The sequence below is a fragment of the Paludisphaera sp. genome (assembly GCF_037189885.1).
In the GTDB taxonomy this organism is placed as follows: domain Bacteria; phylum Planctomycetota; class Planctomycetia; order Isosphaerales; family Isosphaeraceae; genus Paludisphaera.
Window position 1 is genome coordinate 1 of record NZ_JBBCIR010000094.1, and the last position, 15,298, is coordinate 15,298.

Below are 15,298 nucleotides of genomic sequence, written 5' to 3' on the forward strand. Positions count from 1 at the left end.
GCCGTCGCCGCCCCCTTCGCGGAGCAGGGCCGACGCGGCGCCGCCGCCCAGGGGATGCCCGTCGCGGACCTGACCGTCGCCGGCCTCGACCGCGCGCGCCATCACGAGGCGCGGGCCCGGATCCGGGCCACCGGCGCCCGCGTCTACCTCTTCGCCGAGGGGGACGTCGCCGCCGCCATCGCCGCCGCCACCCGCGGCACCGGCCTCGACCTCATGTACACCATCGGCGGCACCCCCGAGGCCGTCGTCGCCGCCGCCGCCCTGAAATGCCTCGGCGGCGCGATCCAGGGGCGGCTCCGCCCCCGCTCCGACGCCGAGCGCGCCGCCGTCCTGGCCGCCGGCTACGACCTCGACCGCGTCCTGACCACCGAGGACCTCGTCCGGGGCGATGACGTCTTCTTCGCCGCCACCGGCATCACCGACGGCTCGCTCCTCCGCGGCGTCCGCTACAGCCCCGAGGGCGCCACCACCGAATCCATGGTCATGCGGTCCCGCACCGGCACCATCCGCACCATCAAGGCCGAGCACCGCTGGGAGACCCTGGAGGCCCACGAGATCGCCGACGCCGAACGCCGACGCGATCGCGACCGCCCCGCCAACCCCCTCCCCCCCCTGCTCCGCGGCGACCAGGCCCCCGCCCCCGGCGACCCGGCGTGACCGCGACGGCGGGACATCGGCCCGCCGTTCATGACGCTTGCGTCAGCGCCCTCGCCAACTCCTCCGGGACGACCCGCGGCTTGCGCGTCCGGGGATCGATCGTCACCAGCGTCACGACGGCGTCGACCGCGACGGTCCCGTCGGCCTTGACGATCTCCTGGTCGAAGGCGAAGCTCGTCCGCCCCAGCCTCCCCGGCCGGGCGACGATGGTGAGCACTTCCCCTTGCCGGCACTCGCTGCGATAGTTGACGTTCACGTTCACCGTGACCGTCGCGGCCCCCATCGCCTTCAGCTTGTCGTACTCCAGGCCGTTGCGGTCGTACCACTCCTCGCGTCCCCACTCCAGGTACTCGACGAACTTGGCGTTGTTCACGTGGGCGTTCACGTCGATCTCGGTCGGCCGGACGACGATTTCCAGGCGAACCTCTCGCATGCGCGTCTCTCCCTCGGCCTCGGACGGCGGCCCCCGCCCGTCTTTCCAGTCTCTACGGAAATTTCGGGACAAAATCGCGATTCGGGCGGCATGCCGTGTGGTGCGCGGGCGGGCCTTCGACTATGATGTGTACATGGCGGTCGGGCAATCCGAGGGAGCCCCGACCGCCGCCCTTCCCCACGCAAGTCGACGAGCGCGGCCCCGGATCATACCGGCCCCCCCGCCCTCTGGTTGGACTTGTGAAACTCTCCGCCCCCCGCCGGGCGAGCACGCGCGGCGCGTCGGGACGGACCATCGAGGAGTCCGCGAAGATGCCACGCACGGTTGAGGTCACGGAGCTGGCGCTCCGCGACGCCCACCAGAGCCTCCTGGCGACGCGCATGACGCTGGAGGACATGATCCCGGCATGCGAGGACATCGACAAGGCCGGGTTCTGGAGCGTCGAATGCTGGGGCGGCGCGACGTACGACTCGTGCATCCGGTTCCTGAACGAGGACCCGTGGGAGCGGCTGCGGACCTTCCGCAAGCTGATGCCCAACTCGCGGCTCCAGATGCTGCTGCGGGGCCAGAACCTGCTGGGCTACCGGCACTATGAGGACACGGTCGTCGACCGGTTCGTCGACAAGTCGGCCGAGAACGGCATGGACGTCTTCCGCGTCTTCGACGCGCTGAACGACCCGCGGAACCTGAAGCGGTCGATGGAGGCCGTCAAGCGGACGGGCAAGTGGGCCGAGGGGACCATCTGCTACACCACCTCGCCGCTGCACACCGTGGAGCGGTTCGTCGAGCTGGCCCAGCGCCTCCAGGAGATGGGGGCGGCGTCGATCTGCCTGAAGGACATGGCCGCCCTGCTCCGCCCCGACCCGGCCTACCGGATCGTCCGGGGGATCAAGGAGAAGTGCGGCCAGGACATGCCGGTCCACGTCCACGTCCACTCGACGACCGGCGTGACGCTCGTCAGCCTGATGAAGGCGATCGAGGCCGGCGCGGACATCGTCGACACGTCCATCTCGTCGCTCTCCCTGGGCCCCGGCCACAACCCGACCGAGGCGCTGGTGGAGATGCTGGAGGGGACCGAGTACGACACCAGGCTGGACAAGGGCCGGCTCCTGAAGATCAAGGACCACTTCGCCAAGGTCCGCCCGCGGTACGCCGAGTTCGAGTCGAAGTTCTACGGCGTGGAGACGGAGATCTTCGACAGCCAGATCCCCGGCGGGATGATCTCCAACATGGAGAGCCAGCTCCGCCAGCAGGGCGCCGGCGACAGGCTGAAGGAGGTGCTCGCCGAGGTGCCGCGGGTCCGCAAGGACGCCGGGTACCCGCCGCTGGTGACGCCGTCGAGCCAGATCGTCGGCACGCAGGCCGTCTTCAACGTCCTGATGGGCGAGTACAAGGCGATGACCGGCGAGTTCGCCGACCTGATGCTGGGCTACTACGGCGAGGCGATCGGCGAGCGGAACCCGGAGGTCGTGAAGCTGGCGGAGAACCACGCCAAGAAGACGTCGATCACCGAGCGCCCCGCCGACCTGCTCAAGCCCGAGTGGGAGGCGCTCGACCAGGCGGCCAAGGCGCTGAAGGGGCACGACGGAAGCCCGGAGGACACGCTGACCTACGCGATGTTCCCGCAGGTCGCCCCCAAGTTCCTCGCCGCGCGGGCCGAGGGCCCGAAGGATCCGTGCAAGAGCCCGGTCGCCGCCGCCGCGCCGGCCGCCGCCGCCAAGGGAGCCGACGGGTCGGCGTCGATCACCGGCCCGGTCAGCTACGACGTGTCGATCGGCGGCAAGACGCACAAGGTGACCGTCCAGCCGGCCTGACCCGGCCGGGGGCGAGAAAGGGGACCGTATCATGAGCACGGCGCCGAAATCGATGGAGAAGCTCGTCGAGGAGCTTCGCGCGGCCCGCGCCCACCTGCAAGGGGGCGGGGGCGAGGCGCGCATGGAGAAGCAGCGTAAGGACGGCAAGCTCACCGCCCGCGAGCGGGTCGCGGCGCTGGTGGACGAGGGGAGCTTCGAGGAGATCGGCCTGTTCGCCGCCCACCGCCAGACCGAGTTCGGCATGGCGGGCCGGGAGGTCCCGGCCGACGGGGTGGTCACCGGCGCGGCGTCGATCGACGGCCGCCTGGTCCACCTGGCGAGCCAGGACTTCACGGTCCTGGGGGGCTCGGCCGGCGAGGTCCACTCGCTGAAGGTGGCCGAGGTGATGGAGATGTCGCTGCACACCGGCAGCCCGTTCGTCTTCATCAATGACTCGGGCGGGGCCCGCGTGCAGGAGGGGATCGACAGCCTCTCCGGCTACGGCCGGGTCTTCTTCACGAACGTCTCGCTCTCCGGGGCCGTCCCCCAGATCTCGATCATCAGCGGCCCCTGCGCCGGCGGCGCGGCGTACTCGCCGGCCCTGACCGACTTCATCATCATGACCCGCCGGGCCCAGATGTTCATCACGGGCCCGCAGGTCATCAAGCAGGTCACCGGCGAGCAGATCACGGCCGACGCCCTCGGCGGGGCCGACGCCCACATGGCCCACTCGGGCGTCGTCCACTTCGTCGCCGAGGACGACCAGGAGGCGCTGCACACCTGCCGCCGCCTGCTGAGCTTCCTGCCGTCGAACAACCTGGAGGACCCCCCCCGGATCGACTGCCCGAACAACGTCGACGCCAACCCCGACCTGAACAAGATCGTCCCGGTCGAGCCCAAGCAGGCGTACGACGTCCGCGACGTGATCGCCGGGATCGTCGACCAGGGGGACTTCCTGGAGGTCCAGGACGGCTACGCGATGAACCTGGTGGTCGGCTTCGCGCGGATCCTCGGCCGGTCGGTCGGGATCGTGGCGAACCAGCCCAAGGTGATGTCCGGGGCGCTGGACATCAACGCCTCCGACAAGGGGGCGCGGTTCATCCGGTTCTGCAACGCGTTCAACATCCCGCTGATCACGTTCGTGGACGTGCCGGGCTTCCTGCCCGGGGTGCAGCAGGAGTACGGCGGGATCATCCGCCACGGCGCCAAGATGCTGTTCGCCTACTCGGCGACCACCGTGCCGAAGATCCAGGTGATCCTGCGGAAGTCGTTCGGCGGGGCGCACCTGGCGATGTGCTCGAAGGACCTGGGCGCCGACCGGGTCTTCGCCTGGCCGACGGCCGAGGTCGCCGTGATGGGCGCCGAGGGGGCCGTGGAGATCGTCTTCCGCAAGGAGATGGACGCGGCCGAGGACCGGGCGGCGAAGCGGGCCGAGCTGATCCAGAAGTACAAGGACGCCTTCTCGACCCCGTTCGTCGCCGCCGGCCGCCGGCTGGTCGACGACATCATCGAGCCGGCCGACACGCGCAAGCACCTGGCCCAGGCGCTGGAGTACCTCAACACCAAGCGCGAGCAGCGGCCCGCCAAGAAGCACGGCCTCATCCCCCTCTAACGCCCGGAGCGAATCCCGATGAAGACGGAAACGCCCAGCCTGGCCGACGTCGTCGCGCTCCTGGAGTCGCTCCGGGCCGACGTCGCCAGCCTGGGGGAGCGGGTCGCGACGCTGGAGGCCGCGAGGGCCGCCCCGGCCGCCCAGGCGGCGCCCACCGCGGCGCCCGACGACCACACGATGACGATCATCGCCGCGGCGATCGCGGCGTTCCTCGGCAAGAAGGCCCACATCCGGCAGATTCAGTTGCTCGGCTCCGCCGCCTGGGCCCAGCAAGGCCGGGTCACCATCCAGGCGTCGCACGCCCTGAACTCGGCGAGGAGCCAGCCTTGAAACTCAAGATCACCGTGGACGGGAAGCTCTACGAGGTCGACGTGGAGGTCTCGGAGCCGGAGCGGGCCAAGCCCGGCTTCGTCGCCCCGATCGGCCACGTCCGCGTCCCCGCCGCCCCCGTCGCCCCCCCGCCGCCGTCGGCCGCCGTCGACCAGGTCGCCGACGAGTCGAAGGTCTGCCGCAGCCCGTTCGCCGGGACCGTCTCCCGCGTCGAGGCCGAGGTCGGCGCCCAGATCCAGCCCAACGAGGTCCTCGTCGTCATCGAGGCGATGAAGATGGAGACCTCCATCACCGCCCCCGACGCCGGCAAGATCGCCAGGATCAACGTCGCCGCCGGCGACGCCGTCAAGCAGGGGCAGGTGCTCGTCGAGTTCGAATGACCCGCCGGCCGCCGGGGCGCGACGCCCCGGCGGCCCCACCATTTCCAGACCGATCCGGGACAGACCCGGACAAGGAGCCCGCCATGGCCGCCGCCGACGTCAAGGCCGTCAACCACATCGGCATCGCCGTCCGGTCGATCGAGGCGCAGAAGGGATATTACACCGAGGTCCTGGGGGCCGAATTCGAGGGGGAGGAGGTCGTCGCCGATCAGAAGGTGAAGGTCGGCTTCTTCCGCGTCGGCCCGGTCCGCTTCGAGCTGCTGGAGCCCACCGACCCCTCCAGCACCGTCGCCGCGTTCCTGGAGAAGCGGGGGGAGGGCCTGCACCACGTCGCCCTGGAGGTGGACGACATCGCCGCCCGCATCGCCGACGTGAAGGCCAAGGGCCTCCGCATGATCGACGAGACCCCCCGCGCGGGTTCGCACGGCCTCCAGATCGCCTTCGTCCACCCCAAGAGCACGTTCGGCGTGCTCACGGAGCTGTGCGAGGCAACCAAGGGGGCCCACTGAGGCCCGTCGCCGGGATTCGACGCGGGTTCCTCCCCCGTCGGCGCCGATTCCCATAGAATGGAGCGGATGGCGAGGCCGGAGCACCCCCGGCCCTCGCCCGCGCAACGTTTTCCGGGCCGGCCGCGCGACGAGGTCGCCCCCCGGCCGTCCCTTGGCATACAGGAAATCCCCATGAGCGCGGTCGCCCCGAGTCCCGCCGCGGAGCGGAGGCCGGTCCCCCCCCGCAATCGAGTCCAGAGGTTCCTGACCTCCTCGATCGGGCTGAAGCTGATCATGGCGCTGACCGGCGTCGCCCTGTCGCTGTTCGTGCTGGGCCACATGCTCGGCAACCTCCAGGTGTTCCAGGGCGCGGAGGCGCTGAACGACTACGCCAAGCTGCTCCGCAAGGAGCCGGCCCTGCTGTGGGCCATCCGCCTCGGCCTGCTGGCGACGGTCGGCCTGCACATCTACGCGTTCGTCGCGCTGCTGGGCAAGAACTCCGCGGCGCGGCCCCGGGGCTACCGCAAGCAGGAGTATCGCTCGGCGTCCTACGCCTCGCGGTCGATGAAGCTCACCGGCCCGCTGCTGCTGGCGTTCCTCGTCTTCCACATCCTCCACCTGACCACCGGGACGGTCCACCCGAGCTTCGACGCCCACGACGTCTATCACAACGTGGTCACCGGCCTCGGCGGGCTCGTCGGGCTGATGTACGTCCTGGCGATGGCCATGCTGGCGCTGCACCTCTGGCACGGCGTCTGGAGCATGATGCTCACCCTGGGGCTCCCCGAGGGCCGCCGCGGGTCGACCGGCCGCGCGGTCGCGACCGTCTTCACCCTGGTCGTGACGCTCGGGTTCGCCGTGGTCCCGCTGCTGGTGATGGCCGGCGTCGTGGGCCCGGAGGACGCCGCGCCGCCGCCGGCGTCGACCTCGGACGCCGCCCTCGCCCCCCCCAGGGACGCCGCGGACGCCCCCGCCCCCCGCGCCGACGACACCCCCGCCGCCCCGGCCCAGCCCCAGTGATCAGGAGCCTCCCGTGGAACTGAACTCGAAAGTCCCCCCCGGCCCGATGGCCGAGAAGTGGACCCGGCACAAGTTCGACATGAAGCTGGTCAACCCGGCGAACAAGCGGAAGTATTCCGTGATCGTCGTCGGCTCCGGCCTGGCCGGGGCCTCGGCCGCGGCGTCGCTCGCCGAGCTGGGCTACAAGGTCTCCTGCTTCTGCTACCAGGACAGCCCCCGACGCGCCCACTCGATCGCCGCGCAGGGGGGCATCAACGCCGCGAAGAACTACCAGAACGACGGCGACAGCATCGAGCGGCTCTTCTACGACACCATCAAGGGGGGCGACTTCCGCGCCCGCGAGGCCAACGTCCACCGCCTGGCCGAGGTGTCGGTCAACATCATCGACCAGTGCGTCGCGCAGGGGGTCCCCTTCGCCCGCGAGTACAGCGGCCTGCTGGCCAACCGATCGTTCGGCGGGGCGCAGGTCTCGCGGACGTTCTACGCCCGGGGCCAGACCGGCCAGCAGCTCCTCCTGGGTGCCTACCAGGCGCTGGAGCGCCAGGTCGGCCTGGGCACGGTCGCGATGCACACCCGGCACGAGATGCAGGAGCTGGTCGTCGTCGACGGCAAGGCCCGCGGCATCGTGGCGCGGGACCTGGTGACCGGCGCGGTCGAGTCGCACGTCGCCGACGCGGTGATCCTGGCGACCGGCGGCTACGGCACGGTCTTCCACCTGGCGACCTACGCCAAGGGCGCCAACGGCACGGCGATCTGGCGGGCGTACAAGAAGGGGGCGGCGTTCGCCAACCCCTGCTACACCCAGATCCACCCGACCTGCATCCCCGTCACGGGCGACTACCAGAGCAAGCTGACGCTCATGTCGGAGTCGCTCCGCAACGACGGCCGGATCTGGGTCCCGAAGGCCCAGGGGGACCGCCGCCCGCCGGGCCAGATCCCCGAGGAGGAGCGCGACTACTACCTGGAGCGCAAGTACCCCGCGTTCGGCAACCTCTCCCCCCGCGACATCTCCTCGCGCGCCGCCAAGGAGGTCTGCGACGAGGGCCGCGGCGTCGGCCGGACCGGCCTCGGCGTCTACCTCGACTTCGCCGACGCCATCGACCGCCTGGGCGAGGACGCCATCCGCGAGCGCTACGGCAACCTGTTCGACATGTACGAGCGCATCACCGACGAGGACCCGTACAAGGTCCCGATGCGCATCTACCCGGCCTCCCACTACACCATGGGGGGGCTCTGGGTCGACTACAACCTGATGAGCACCATCGAGGGCCTGTTCGTCCTCGGCGAGGCCAACTTCTCCGACCACGGCGCCAACCGCCTGGGCGCGAGCGCCCTGATGCAGGGGCTGGCCGACGGCTACTTCGTCGCCCCCTACACCATCGGCGACTACTTCGGCACCGTCCGGACCTTCGACAAGATCCGGGCCGACCACCCGGCGTTCCGGGAGGCCGAGGCGGGCGTCGCCGATCGCGCCCGGCGGCTGCTGTCGATCAAGGGCGACCGGACGCCGGACGAGTTCCACCGCGAGCTGGGCAAGATCATGTGGAACCACTGCGGCATGGGCCGCAACGAGGAGGGGCTGAAGGAGGCACTGACCAAGCTGCCCGCCCTCAAGGAGGAGTTCTGGAGGGGGGTCCGGGTCCTCGGGACGGAGACGGAGCTGAACCAGTCGCTGGAGACGGCCGGGCGCGTGGCCGACCTGATCGAGCTGGGCCAGCTCCTCTGCCTCGACGCCCTGGAGCGCCGGGAGTCCTGCGGGGCCCACTTCCGCGAGGAATACCAGACCCCCGACCACGAGGCCCAGCGCGACGACGAGAACTTCTGCCACGTCGCCGCCTGGGAGTACAAGGGGGACGACGCCCCCCCCGCCCGCCACGTCGAGCCGCTGTCGTTCGAGGCCGTCCACCTGCAGACCCGCAGCTACAAATGAGCACGCGCCGGTTCGTGACGTTCTCCGCCCCCGCAAGCGCACTAGTCGAGAGGTCTCGCGATGGCCGGACAAGGTGAAGAGAAGTTCCTGAACCTGACGCTGCACGTCTGGAGGCAGAAGGACCGCGCCGACGCCGGCCGGTTCGAAACCTACCGGGAAGAGGCTCGCGGCGTCAGCACCGACATGTCGTTCCTGGAGATGCTCGACGTCGTCAACGAGCGGCTGATCAAGTCGGGCCGCGAGCCGATCGCCTTCGACCACGACTGCCGCGAGGGGATCTGCGGCCAGTGCGGCGTGGTGATCGACGGCAGCGCCCACGGGCCCCGCCGCGCGACGACGACCTGCCAGCTCCACATGCGCAGCTTCCAGGACGGGGCCGAATTGACGATCGAGCCCTGGCGGGCCTCGGCCTTCCCCGTCGTCAAGGATCTGGTCGTGGACCGGGGCGCCTTCGACCGCATCGTCGCGGCCGGCGGCTTCATCTCGGTCCGCACCGGCAACGCCCCGGAGGCCAACGGCCTCCCCGTGCCGAAGCACGACGCGGACCTGGCCATGGACGCCGCCGCCTGCATCGGCTGCGGCGCCTGCGTGGCCGCCTGCCCCAACGCCTCGGCCATGCTGTTCGTCTCCGCCAAGGCCGAGCACCTCAACCTGCTCCCCCAGGGCGTCCCCGAGAGGGACAGGCGCTCGCTGGCGATGCTCGACCGGGCCGACGCCGAGGGCTTCGGCTCCTGCACCAACCACGGCGAATGCGAGGCGGTCTGCCCGAAGGAGATCAGCATGGGCTTCATCGCCCGGCTGAACCGCGACTACGCCCGCGCCGCCGTCAAGAAGCCCCGCTCCGGCGCCGCGGCCGGCGGCGCCGGCTGACCCCGCCACCCCACCGGGGGGCCGGCGCGCCCGCGCCGCCCCCCCGGCCCCGCCCTTGCATCCCACGTCCCGTTGAACAATAATCCAACGAGGCCGCCGTGCCACCGTCGACGGCCCGAGGAGGGATGCCCATGCCGCGGTCCGGAAGGTCGTTCGTCGCGCTGTTGATCGTCGTCGCGTCGTCGCGCGCGGCGCTCGCCGAGGATCCGCCCACGTTCGAGAAGGACGTCCGGCCGATCCTGCGGGCGTACTGCATGGACTGCCACGGCGGCGAGGACACCAAGGGGAAGCTCGACCTGCGGCTGAGACGCTTCGCCGAGGCCGGCGGCTCGAGCGGCCCCGCGCTGACGCCCGGCGACCCCGACGATAGCTACCTCCTCATGCGGATGCAGGACGGCGAGATGCCGCCGGGCGAGAAGAAGGTCCCGGCCGACCAGATCGCCGTGATCGAGCGCTGGATCGCCGCCGGCGCGCCCACGGTCCGGCCCGAGCCCGAATCGCTCCCCCCCGGCCTCCCCATCACCCAGGAAGACCGCGCCCACTGGGCCTACCAGCCGCTGGAGAAGCCCACCCCGCCGGCCGTCGAGGGCCAGGGCGGGCGCGTCCGATCGCCGATCGACGCCTTCCTCGCCGCCAAACTCCGCGAGCACGGCCTGGAGTTCTCCCCCGACGCCGACCGCCGCGCGCTGATCCGCCGCGCCAGCTTCGACCTGACCGGCCTGCCGCCGACCCCCGAGGAGGTCGAGGCGTTCGTCGCCGACCCCGCCGAGGACGCCTACGAACAGCTCATCGACCGCCTGCTCGCCAGCCCTCGATACGGCGAGCGCTGGGGCCGGCACTGGCTGGACGTCGCCGGCTACGCCGACTCCGACGGCGACGGATCGGCCGACACCCCCCGCCCCTACGCCTACAAGTATCGCGACTACGTCATCCGGGCGATGAACGACGACAAGCCGTTCGACCGCTTCATCGTCGAGCAGCTGGCCGGCGACGAGCTGGTCGACCGCTCCGACGGCGTCTCGCCGGAGGAGGCCGAGACCCTGGCCGCCACCGGGTTCCTCCGCATGGTCCCCGACGGCACGACCAGCGGCGGCGACGTCCCCCTCGCCTCCAACCAGGTCGTCGCCGACGCGGTCAAGGTCGTCGGCTCGGCGCTCTACGGGCTGACAATCGCCTGCGCCCAGTGCCACGACCACCGCTACGATCCGATCCTGCACGAGGACTATTTCCGCCTCCGCGCGGTGATCGAGCCGGCCCTCGACACCGCCAACTGGCGCAAGCCCCCCGCCCGGCTGGTGTCGCTGTACACCGACGCCGACCGCGAGAAGGCCGCGGCCGTCGACGCCGAGGCGGCGGTGCTCCAGAAGGCCGTCGGCGAGAAGACGCGGAAGTTCATCGCCGAGGCGCTGGAAGTCGAGCTGAACAAGCACCCCGAGCCGCTGCGGACCCAGCTCCGCGAGGCGTTCGCCGCCCCGGCCGACAAGCGGACCGACGAGCAGAAGACGCTCGTGGCGAACAACCCCAGCCTCAACATCACCCCGGGCGTCCTTTACCAGTACAACGCCAAGGCGGCCGAGGAGCTGAAGAAGGACAACGCGGAGGTCGCCGCCAAGCGGGCCGAGAAGCCCGTCGAGGACTTCGTCGCCGTGCTCGACGAGGCCCCCGGCGTCCGGCCCGAGACGAGGATTTTCCACCGCGGCGACTACCGCCAGCCCACGAAGCCCGTGACGCCCGGCGACCTGACCATCGCCGCGCCGGAGGGAGAGCGACACGACGTGGTCGACGCCCCGGCCGACGCCCCCAGCTCCGGCCGCCGGCTGGCCTTCGCCCGCCACCTGACCGACGGCCGCCACCCGCTCGTGGCGCGGGCGCTGGTGAATCGGTTCTGGATGCACCACTTCGGCCGCGGGATCGTCGAGACCCCCGGCGACTTCGGCAACCTCGGCGCGCCGCCGACCCACCCAGAGTTGCTCGACTGGCTGGCCTGCTCCTTCGTCGAATCGGGCTGGAGCCTCAAGGCGTTCCACCGCGCCGTCATGACCTCCACGGCGTATCGCCAGGCGTCGCATCGCGACTCCCACGGCGGCGAGGTCGACCCCGACGCCGCGCTGCTGAGCCGCTTCCCGCTCCGCCGGCTCGACGCCGAGTCGCTCCGCGACGCCGTCCTGGCGGTCGCCGGCCGGCTCGACCTCACGCCGTTCGGCCCGGCGGTCGAGGCCGTCGAGGACGGCTTCGGCCTGGTCGACGCGAAGGACGGCGCCCCCCGCCGCAGCGTCTACCTCCAGGCCCGCCGCTCGCGGCCGATGTCCTTCCTGACGACCTTCGACGCGCCCGTCATGGCCGTCAACTGCGAGCGCCGGGCCGAGGCCACCTCGGCCCCGCAGGCGCTCATGCTCATGAACGGGGACTTCGTCCTCAAGCACGCCGAGGCGCTGGCCGCCCGGGCGCTCGCCGAGGCCCCCGGGGACTCGCCCGAGGCCCTCGACGCCCGCGTCGCCGCCGCCTGGCGGGCGGCCTACCTCCGCGCCCCCACCCCCGAGGAGGCCGCCGCGGCCCGCGAGTTCGTCGCGGCCCGGCGCGCCGAGCTGGAGCGGGTTCCGGACGCCAAGGAGCGCGACCGGGCGGCCCTCGCCGACCTGTGCCAGCAACTCTTCAACTCGAACGAGTTCTTGTATGTCGATTAATCCTCTCGACACGTCCCGGCGATCGTTCCTGGCGAACACGGCCTTCGGCGTGGGGGCCGTCGCGCTGGCGAGCCTCCTGCGCGACGAGAAGCTGCTCGCCAGCCCCGGCAACGTGGCGCCGGACAACCTCCCGCTCACGCTGGAGGCCCGCCCGCCCCACTTCGCCCCCCGCGCGAACGCGATGATCTCGCTGTTCATGCACGGCGGCCCGTCGCACGTCGACCTGTTCGACCCCAAGCCGGAGCTATCGCGCAAGCACGGGACCGACTACGAGGGCGAGGTCGGCTTCAGCTTCGTCAACCGCGCGAGCAAGAAGCTGTTCGGCAGCCCCTGGAAGTTCCGCAAGCACGGCGAGTGCGGCGCCGACGTCTCGGAGCTGCTCCCCGAGATCGCGACCTGCGTGGACGACCTGTGCGTCATCCGGTCGGCCCACACCGGCCATAACGGCCACGAGGTCTCCATCCGGTATTTTCACGGCGGCATCCCGGCGCAGACCGGGCGGCCGACGCTGGGGAGCTGGCTGGTCTACGGCCTGGGGAGCGAGTCGCGCGAGCTGCCCGCCTACATGGTCCTCTCCGACCCCGGCGGCCCCCCGGTCGACGGCCCCCTGAACTGGTCCAGCGGCTTCATGCCCCCGCTCTACCAGGGGACCGTCCTCCGCCCGAAGGAGCCCCGCATCCTCAACCTGGACGCCCCCCCCGGCCTCCAGGGGCCGGCGCAGGAGCGGAACCTGGCGTTCCTCGACCGACTGAACCGCGTCCACCTGGAGCGACACCCCGGCGAGGCCGAGCTGGAGTCGCGGATTCAGTCGTTCGAGCTGGCGGCGCGGATGCAGACCGCCGCCAAGGAGGCGCTCGACGTCTCCCGCGAGCCCGAGTACATCCGCGAGATGTACGGCCTGAACGAGGACGCCACCCGCGACTACGGCACCCGCTGCCTCATCGCCCGCCGGCTGGTCGAGCGCGGCGTCCGGTTCGTGCAGATCTTCCTCGGCGACCAGCCCTGGGACAACCACGGCAGCATCAAGACGACCCTCCCGGCCATCTGCCGCCGCACCGACAAGCCCTCCGCCGCGCTGGTGAAGGACCTGAAGCAGCGCGGGCTGCTCGACACGACGCTCGTCCACTGGGGCGGCGAGATCGGCCGCCTGCCGGTCGTCGAGGGGGAGCTGAACGACGCCGCCGGCCGCGACCACAACGGCCAGGGCTTCACGATCTGGATGGCCGGCGCCGGCGTCAAGCCGGGCATGACCTTCGGCGCCACCGACGAGGTCGGCCACCGCGCCGTCGAAAACGTCGTCACGCCGAACGACTTCCAGGCCACCGTGCTGCACCTCTTCGGCCTGGACCACCAGCGCCTCGCCTTCCAGGCCGGCGGCCGGACGCATCACCTGATCGACGGCCGCGAGGCCCGCGTCGTCAAGGAAATCCTGACGTCCTGACATCGAGAGTGTACGGCCATCAGGGTCGTCCATCACAACGTCCTTCCCCCCTGGTGGGGGAAGGTGGCCCGAAGGGCCGGATGAGGGGGGGCGAGCAGGATGACCGTCGCGGATTGCGGGGCCTTCCCCACGGCCGCCGGCCTGGGCCGATGTTCCGGACTCCGGCGCTTCGCGGGCGAGCTCCCCCTCATCTGACCGCTGCGCGGTCTGTCTTCCCCCACCAGGGGGGAAGATCGTTCGCATGTTCCCGCGGTGCGTGATGGTAGGAAAAGCGGAAGGCCCGATCATGATCCGAAGATTCTTCCTCGCGTCCCTCGCCCTGCTGCTCGCCCCGGCCGTCGCGACGGCCGCCCCGCCGCTCAAGGTCGGGACCTTCGCGGTCGACGCCTCCCCCCCCGTCGGCAGCCCGATGGCCTACGACCCGACGAAGGGCGTCGCCCACCCCCTGAGCTGCAAGGGCGTGGTCGTCGTCGGCGACGACTCCCCGATCGTGCTCGTCGCGCTCGACTGGATCGGCGTCGCCAACGACGCCCATCGCGAGTTCCGCGAGGCGGTGGCGGAGGCCGTCGGCACGACCCCCGAGCGGGTCCAGGTCCACGCGCTGCACCAGCACGACGCCCCGGCGATGGACTTCTCGGCCGACGCGCTCCTGGCCGAGCGTGGCATCGCCACCGAGTTCTTCGACGCCCCGTTCGCCCGCGACCTGATCGTCCGGACCGCCGCCGCCGCGAGGGAGGCCCTCGCCTCCGCCAGGCCGGTCACGCGCCTGGGGCTCGGCGAGGGGATCGTCGAGAAGGTCGCGTCGAACCGCCGCGTGCTGGACGCCACCGGCACGAAGGTCGAGCACGTCCGCTACTCGGCGACGACGGATCCCAAGATCCGCGACAAGCCCGAAGGGGTCATCGACCCCGCCCTGAAGATGATCAGCTTCTGGGACGGCGAGACCCCCGTCGCCATCCTGACCTTCTACGCCACGCACCCGCAGAGCTACTACCGCACGGGGCTGGCCAACCCGGATTTCCCCGGCATCGCCCGCGACCAGCGCCAGGAGGCGACCGGGATCTTCCACGCCCACCTCGACGGCGCCGGCGGCAACATCACGGCCGGCAAGTACAACGACGGCTCGCCCGAGAACCGCCAGATCCTCGCCGATCGCGTCAAGGCCGGGATGGACCGGGCATGGGCCGCGACCGAGAAGACGCCCATCACGTCGGCCGACCTCGGCTGGGAGACGGTCAAGGTCGCCCTCCCCGTCGACCCCGAGCTGGACGAGAAGGCGCTCGCCGCGACGCTCGACGACGAAGCCGCCCCCGTCCGCCAGCGCGGCAACGCCGCGCGCCAGCTGGCCTGGGTCCGACGCTGCAAGGCCGGCGACCGGATCGACGTCTCCGCCCTGAAGCTCGGCCGGTCGCGCGTCCTGTTCATGCCCGGCGAGCTGTTCGTCGAGTACCAGCTGGCCGCCCAGAAGCTCCGGGCCGACCTGTTCGTCGCCATGGCCGCCTACGGCGAGTACGGCCCCGGCTACATCGGCGTCGAGTCCGCCTACCCCCAGGGGGGCTACGAGACCGGCCGCCACGTCTCGCTCGTCGCCCCGAACGTCGAAGACGTCCTCATGGGGGCGATCCGCGAGTTGCTCCGGGAGTGAGCGGCCTCGGGATGA

At 71.3% G+C, this 15,298-nt stretch carries 13 protein-coding genes; 12 read left to right on the forward strand and 1 reads right to left on the reverse strand.

Annotation, left to right across the window (positions count from 1 at the left end; translation table 11 throughout):
• The coding region (locus tag WG209_RS22245) for a fructose-bisphosphatase class II (protein WP_337177295.1) at positions 1–657 on the forward strand (657 nt) is incomplete at its 5' end.
• Positions 658–685: 28 nt separating this feature from the next.
• On the opposite strand, the gene WG209_RS22250 is transcribed toward WG209_RS22245, so the two are convergent.
• On the reverse strand, positions 686–1,090 hold the full coding sequence (locus WG209_RS22250; protein WP_337177296.1) for a thioesterase family protein: 405 nt from the start codon (positions 1,088–1,090) through the stop codon (positions 686–688).
• Positions 1,091–1,401: 311 nt separating this feature from the next.
• On the opposite strand from WG209_RS22250, the gene WG209_RS22255 reads away from it, so the two are divergent.
• The 11 genes from WG209_RS22255 (at position 1,402) to WG209_RS22305 (ending at position 15,283) form a co-directional block, all read left to right on the forward strand.
• Positions 1,402–2,904, forward strand: a complete 1,503-nt coding sequence (locus tag WG209_RS22255) for a methylmalonyl-CoA carboxytransferase subunit 5S (protein ID WP_337177297.1) — start codon at positions 1,402–1,404, stop codon at positions 2,902–2,904.
• A 31-nt stretch (positions 2,905–2,935) separates the two neighbouring features.
• Positions 2,936–4,495, forward strand: coding sequence for a carboxyl transferase domain-containing protein (locus WG209_RS22260; RefSeq protein WP_337177298.1), 1,560 nt, complete (start codon positions 2,936–2,938; stop codon positions 4,493–4,495).
• 18 nt (positions 4,496–4,513) lie between these two features.
• Positions 4,514–4,825: a hypothetical protein gene (locus WG209_RS22265; protein ID WP_337177299.1), complete on the forward strand. Its 312-nt coding sequence runs from the start codon at positions 4,514–4,516 to the stop codon at positions 4,823–4,825.
• Complete coding sequence (locus WG209_RS22270; protein ID WP_337177300.1) at positions 4,822–5,205, forward strand: biotin/lipoyl-containing protein; 384 nt, start codon at positions 4,822–4,824, stop codon at positions 5,203–5,205. The genes WG209_RS22265 and WG209_RS22270 overlap by 4 nt, the downstream gene beginning before the upstream one ends.
• Positions 5,206–5,288: 83 nt before the next feature.
• Positions 5,289–5,714 carry a methylmalonyl-CoA epimerase gene (mce, locus tag WG209_RS22275; RefSeq protein ID WP_337177301.1) on the forward strand — a complete coding sequence of 142 codons (426 nt, stop codon included), beginning with the start codon at positions 5,289–5,291 and terminating at the stop codon, positions 5,712–5,714.
• A 171-nt stretch (positions 5,715–5,885) separates the two neighbouring features.
• A complete protein-coding gene (locus tag WG209_RS22280) occupies positions 5,886–6,713 on the forward strand; it encodes a succinate dehydrogenase cytochrome b subunit (RefSeq protein WP_337177302.1) in 828 nt (275 codons plus the stop codon).
• 13 nt (positions 6,714–6,726) lie between these two features.
• Positions 6,727–8,643, forward strand: coding sequence for a fumarate reductase/succinate dehydrogenase flavoprotein subunit (locus WG209_RS22285; protein WP_337177303.1), 1,917 nt, complete (start codon positions 6,727–6,729; stop codon positions 8,641–8,643).
• Between the two features lie 60 nt (positions 8,644–8,703).
• Positions 8,704–9,513 carry a succinate dehydrogenase/fumarate reductase iron-sulfur subunit gene (locus tag WG209_RS22290; RefSeq protein WP_337177304.1) on the forward strand — a complete coding sequence of 270 codons (810 nt, stop codon included), beginning with the start codon at positions 8,704–8,706 and terminating at the stop codon, positions 9,511–9,513.
• Between the two features lie 131 nt (positions 9,514–9,644).
• The gene (locus tag WG209_RS22295) at positions 9,645–12,197 is read left to right on the forward strand and encodes a PSD1 and planctomycete cytochrome C domain-containing protein (protein WP_337177305.1); all 2,553 of its coding nucleotides are present in this window, start codon (positions 9,645–9,647) and stop codon (positions 12,195–12,197) included.
• Entirely contained in the window at positions 12,187–13,638 is a 1,452-nt protein-coding gene (locus tag WG209_RS22300; RefSeq protein WP_337177306.1) for a DUF1501 domain-containing protein, read from the forward strand. The genes WG209_RS22295 and WG209_RS22300 overlap by 11 nt, the downstream gene beginning before the upstream one ends.
• Positions 13,639–13,924: 286 nt before the next feature.
• A complete protein-coding gene (locus WG209_RS22305) occupies positions 13,925–15,283 on the forward strand; it encodes a hypothetical protein (RefSeq protein WP_337177307.1) in 1,359 nt (452 codons plus the stop codon).
• Positions 15,284–15,298: the final 15 nt, after the last annotated feature.

Coding starts and splice junctions, on each gene's coding strand:
- WG209_RS22255 (WP_337177297.1), top strand. CDS start 1,402: ATGCCACGCACGGTTGAGGTCACGGAGCTGGCGCTCCGCGACGCCCAC.
- WG209_RS22300 (WP_337177306.1), top strand. CDS start 12,187: ATGTCGATTAATCCTCTCGACACGTCCCGGCGATCGTTCCTGGCGAAC.
- WG209_RS22250 (WP_337177296.1), bottom strand. CDS start 1,090: ATGCGAGAGGTTCGCCTGGAAATCGTCGTCCGGCCGACCGAGATCGAC.
- WG209_RS22265 (WP_337177299.1), top strand. CDS start 4,514: ATGAAGACGGAAACGCCCAGCCTGGCCGACGTCGTCGCGCTCCTGGAG.
- WG209_RS22260 (WP_337177298.1), top strand. CDS start 2,936: ATGAGCACGGCGCCGAAATCGATGGAGAAGCTCGTCGAGGAGCTTCGC.
- WG209_RS22290 (WP_337177304.1), top strand. CDS start 8,704: ATGGCCGGACAAGGTGAAGAGAAGTTCCTGAACCTGACGCTGCACGTC.
- mce (WP_337177301.1), top strand. CDS start 5,289: ATGGCCGCCGCCGACGTCAAGGCCGTCAACCACATCGGCATCGCCGTC.
- WG209_RS22280 (WP_337177302.1), top strand. CDS start 5,886: ATGAGCGCGGTCGCCCCGAGTCCCGCCGCGGAGCGGAGGCCGGTCCCC.
- WG209_RS22295 (WP_337177305.1), top strand. CDS start 9,645: ATGCCGCGGTCCGGAAGGTCGTTCGTCGCGCTGTTGATCGTCGTCGCG.
- WG209_RS22305 (WP_337177307.1), top strand. CDS start 13,925: ATGATCCGAAGATTCTTCCTCGCGTCCCTCGCCCTGCTGCTCGCCCCG.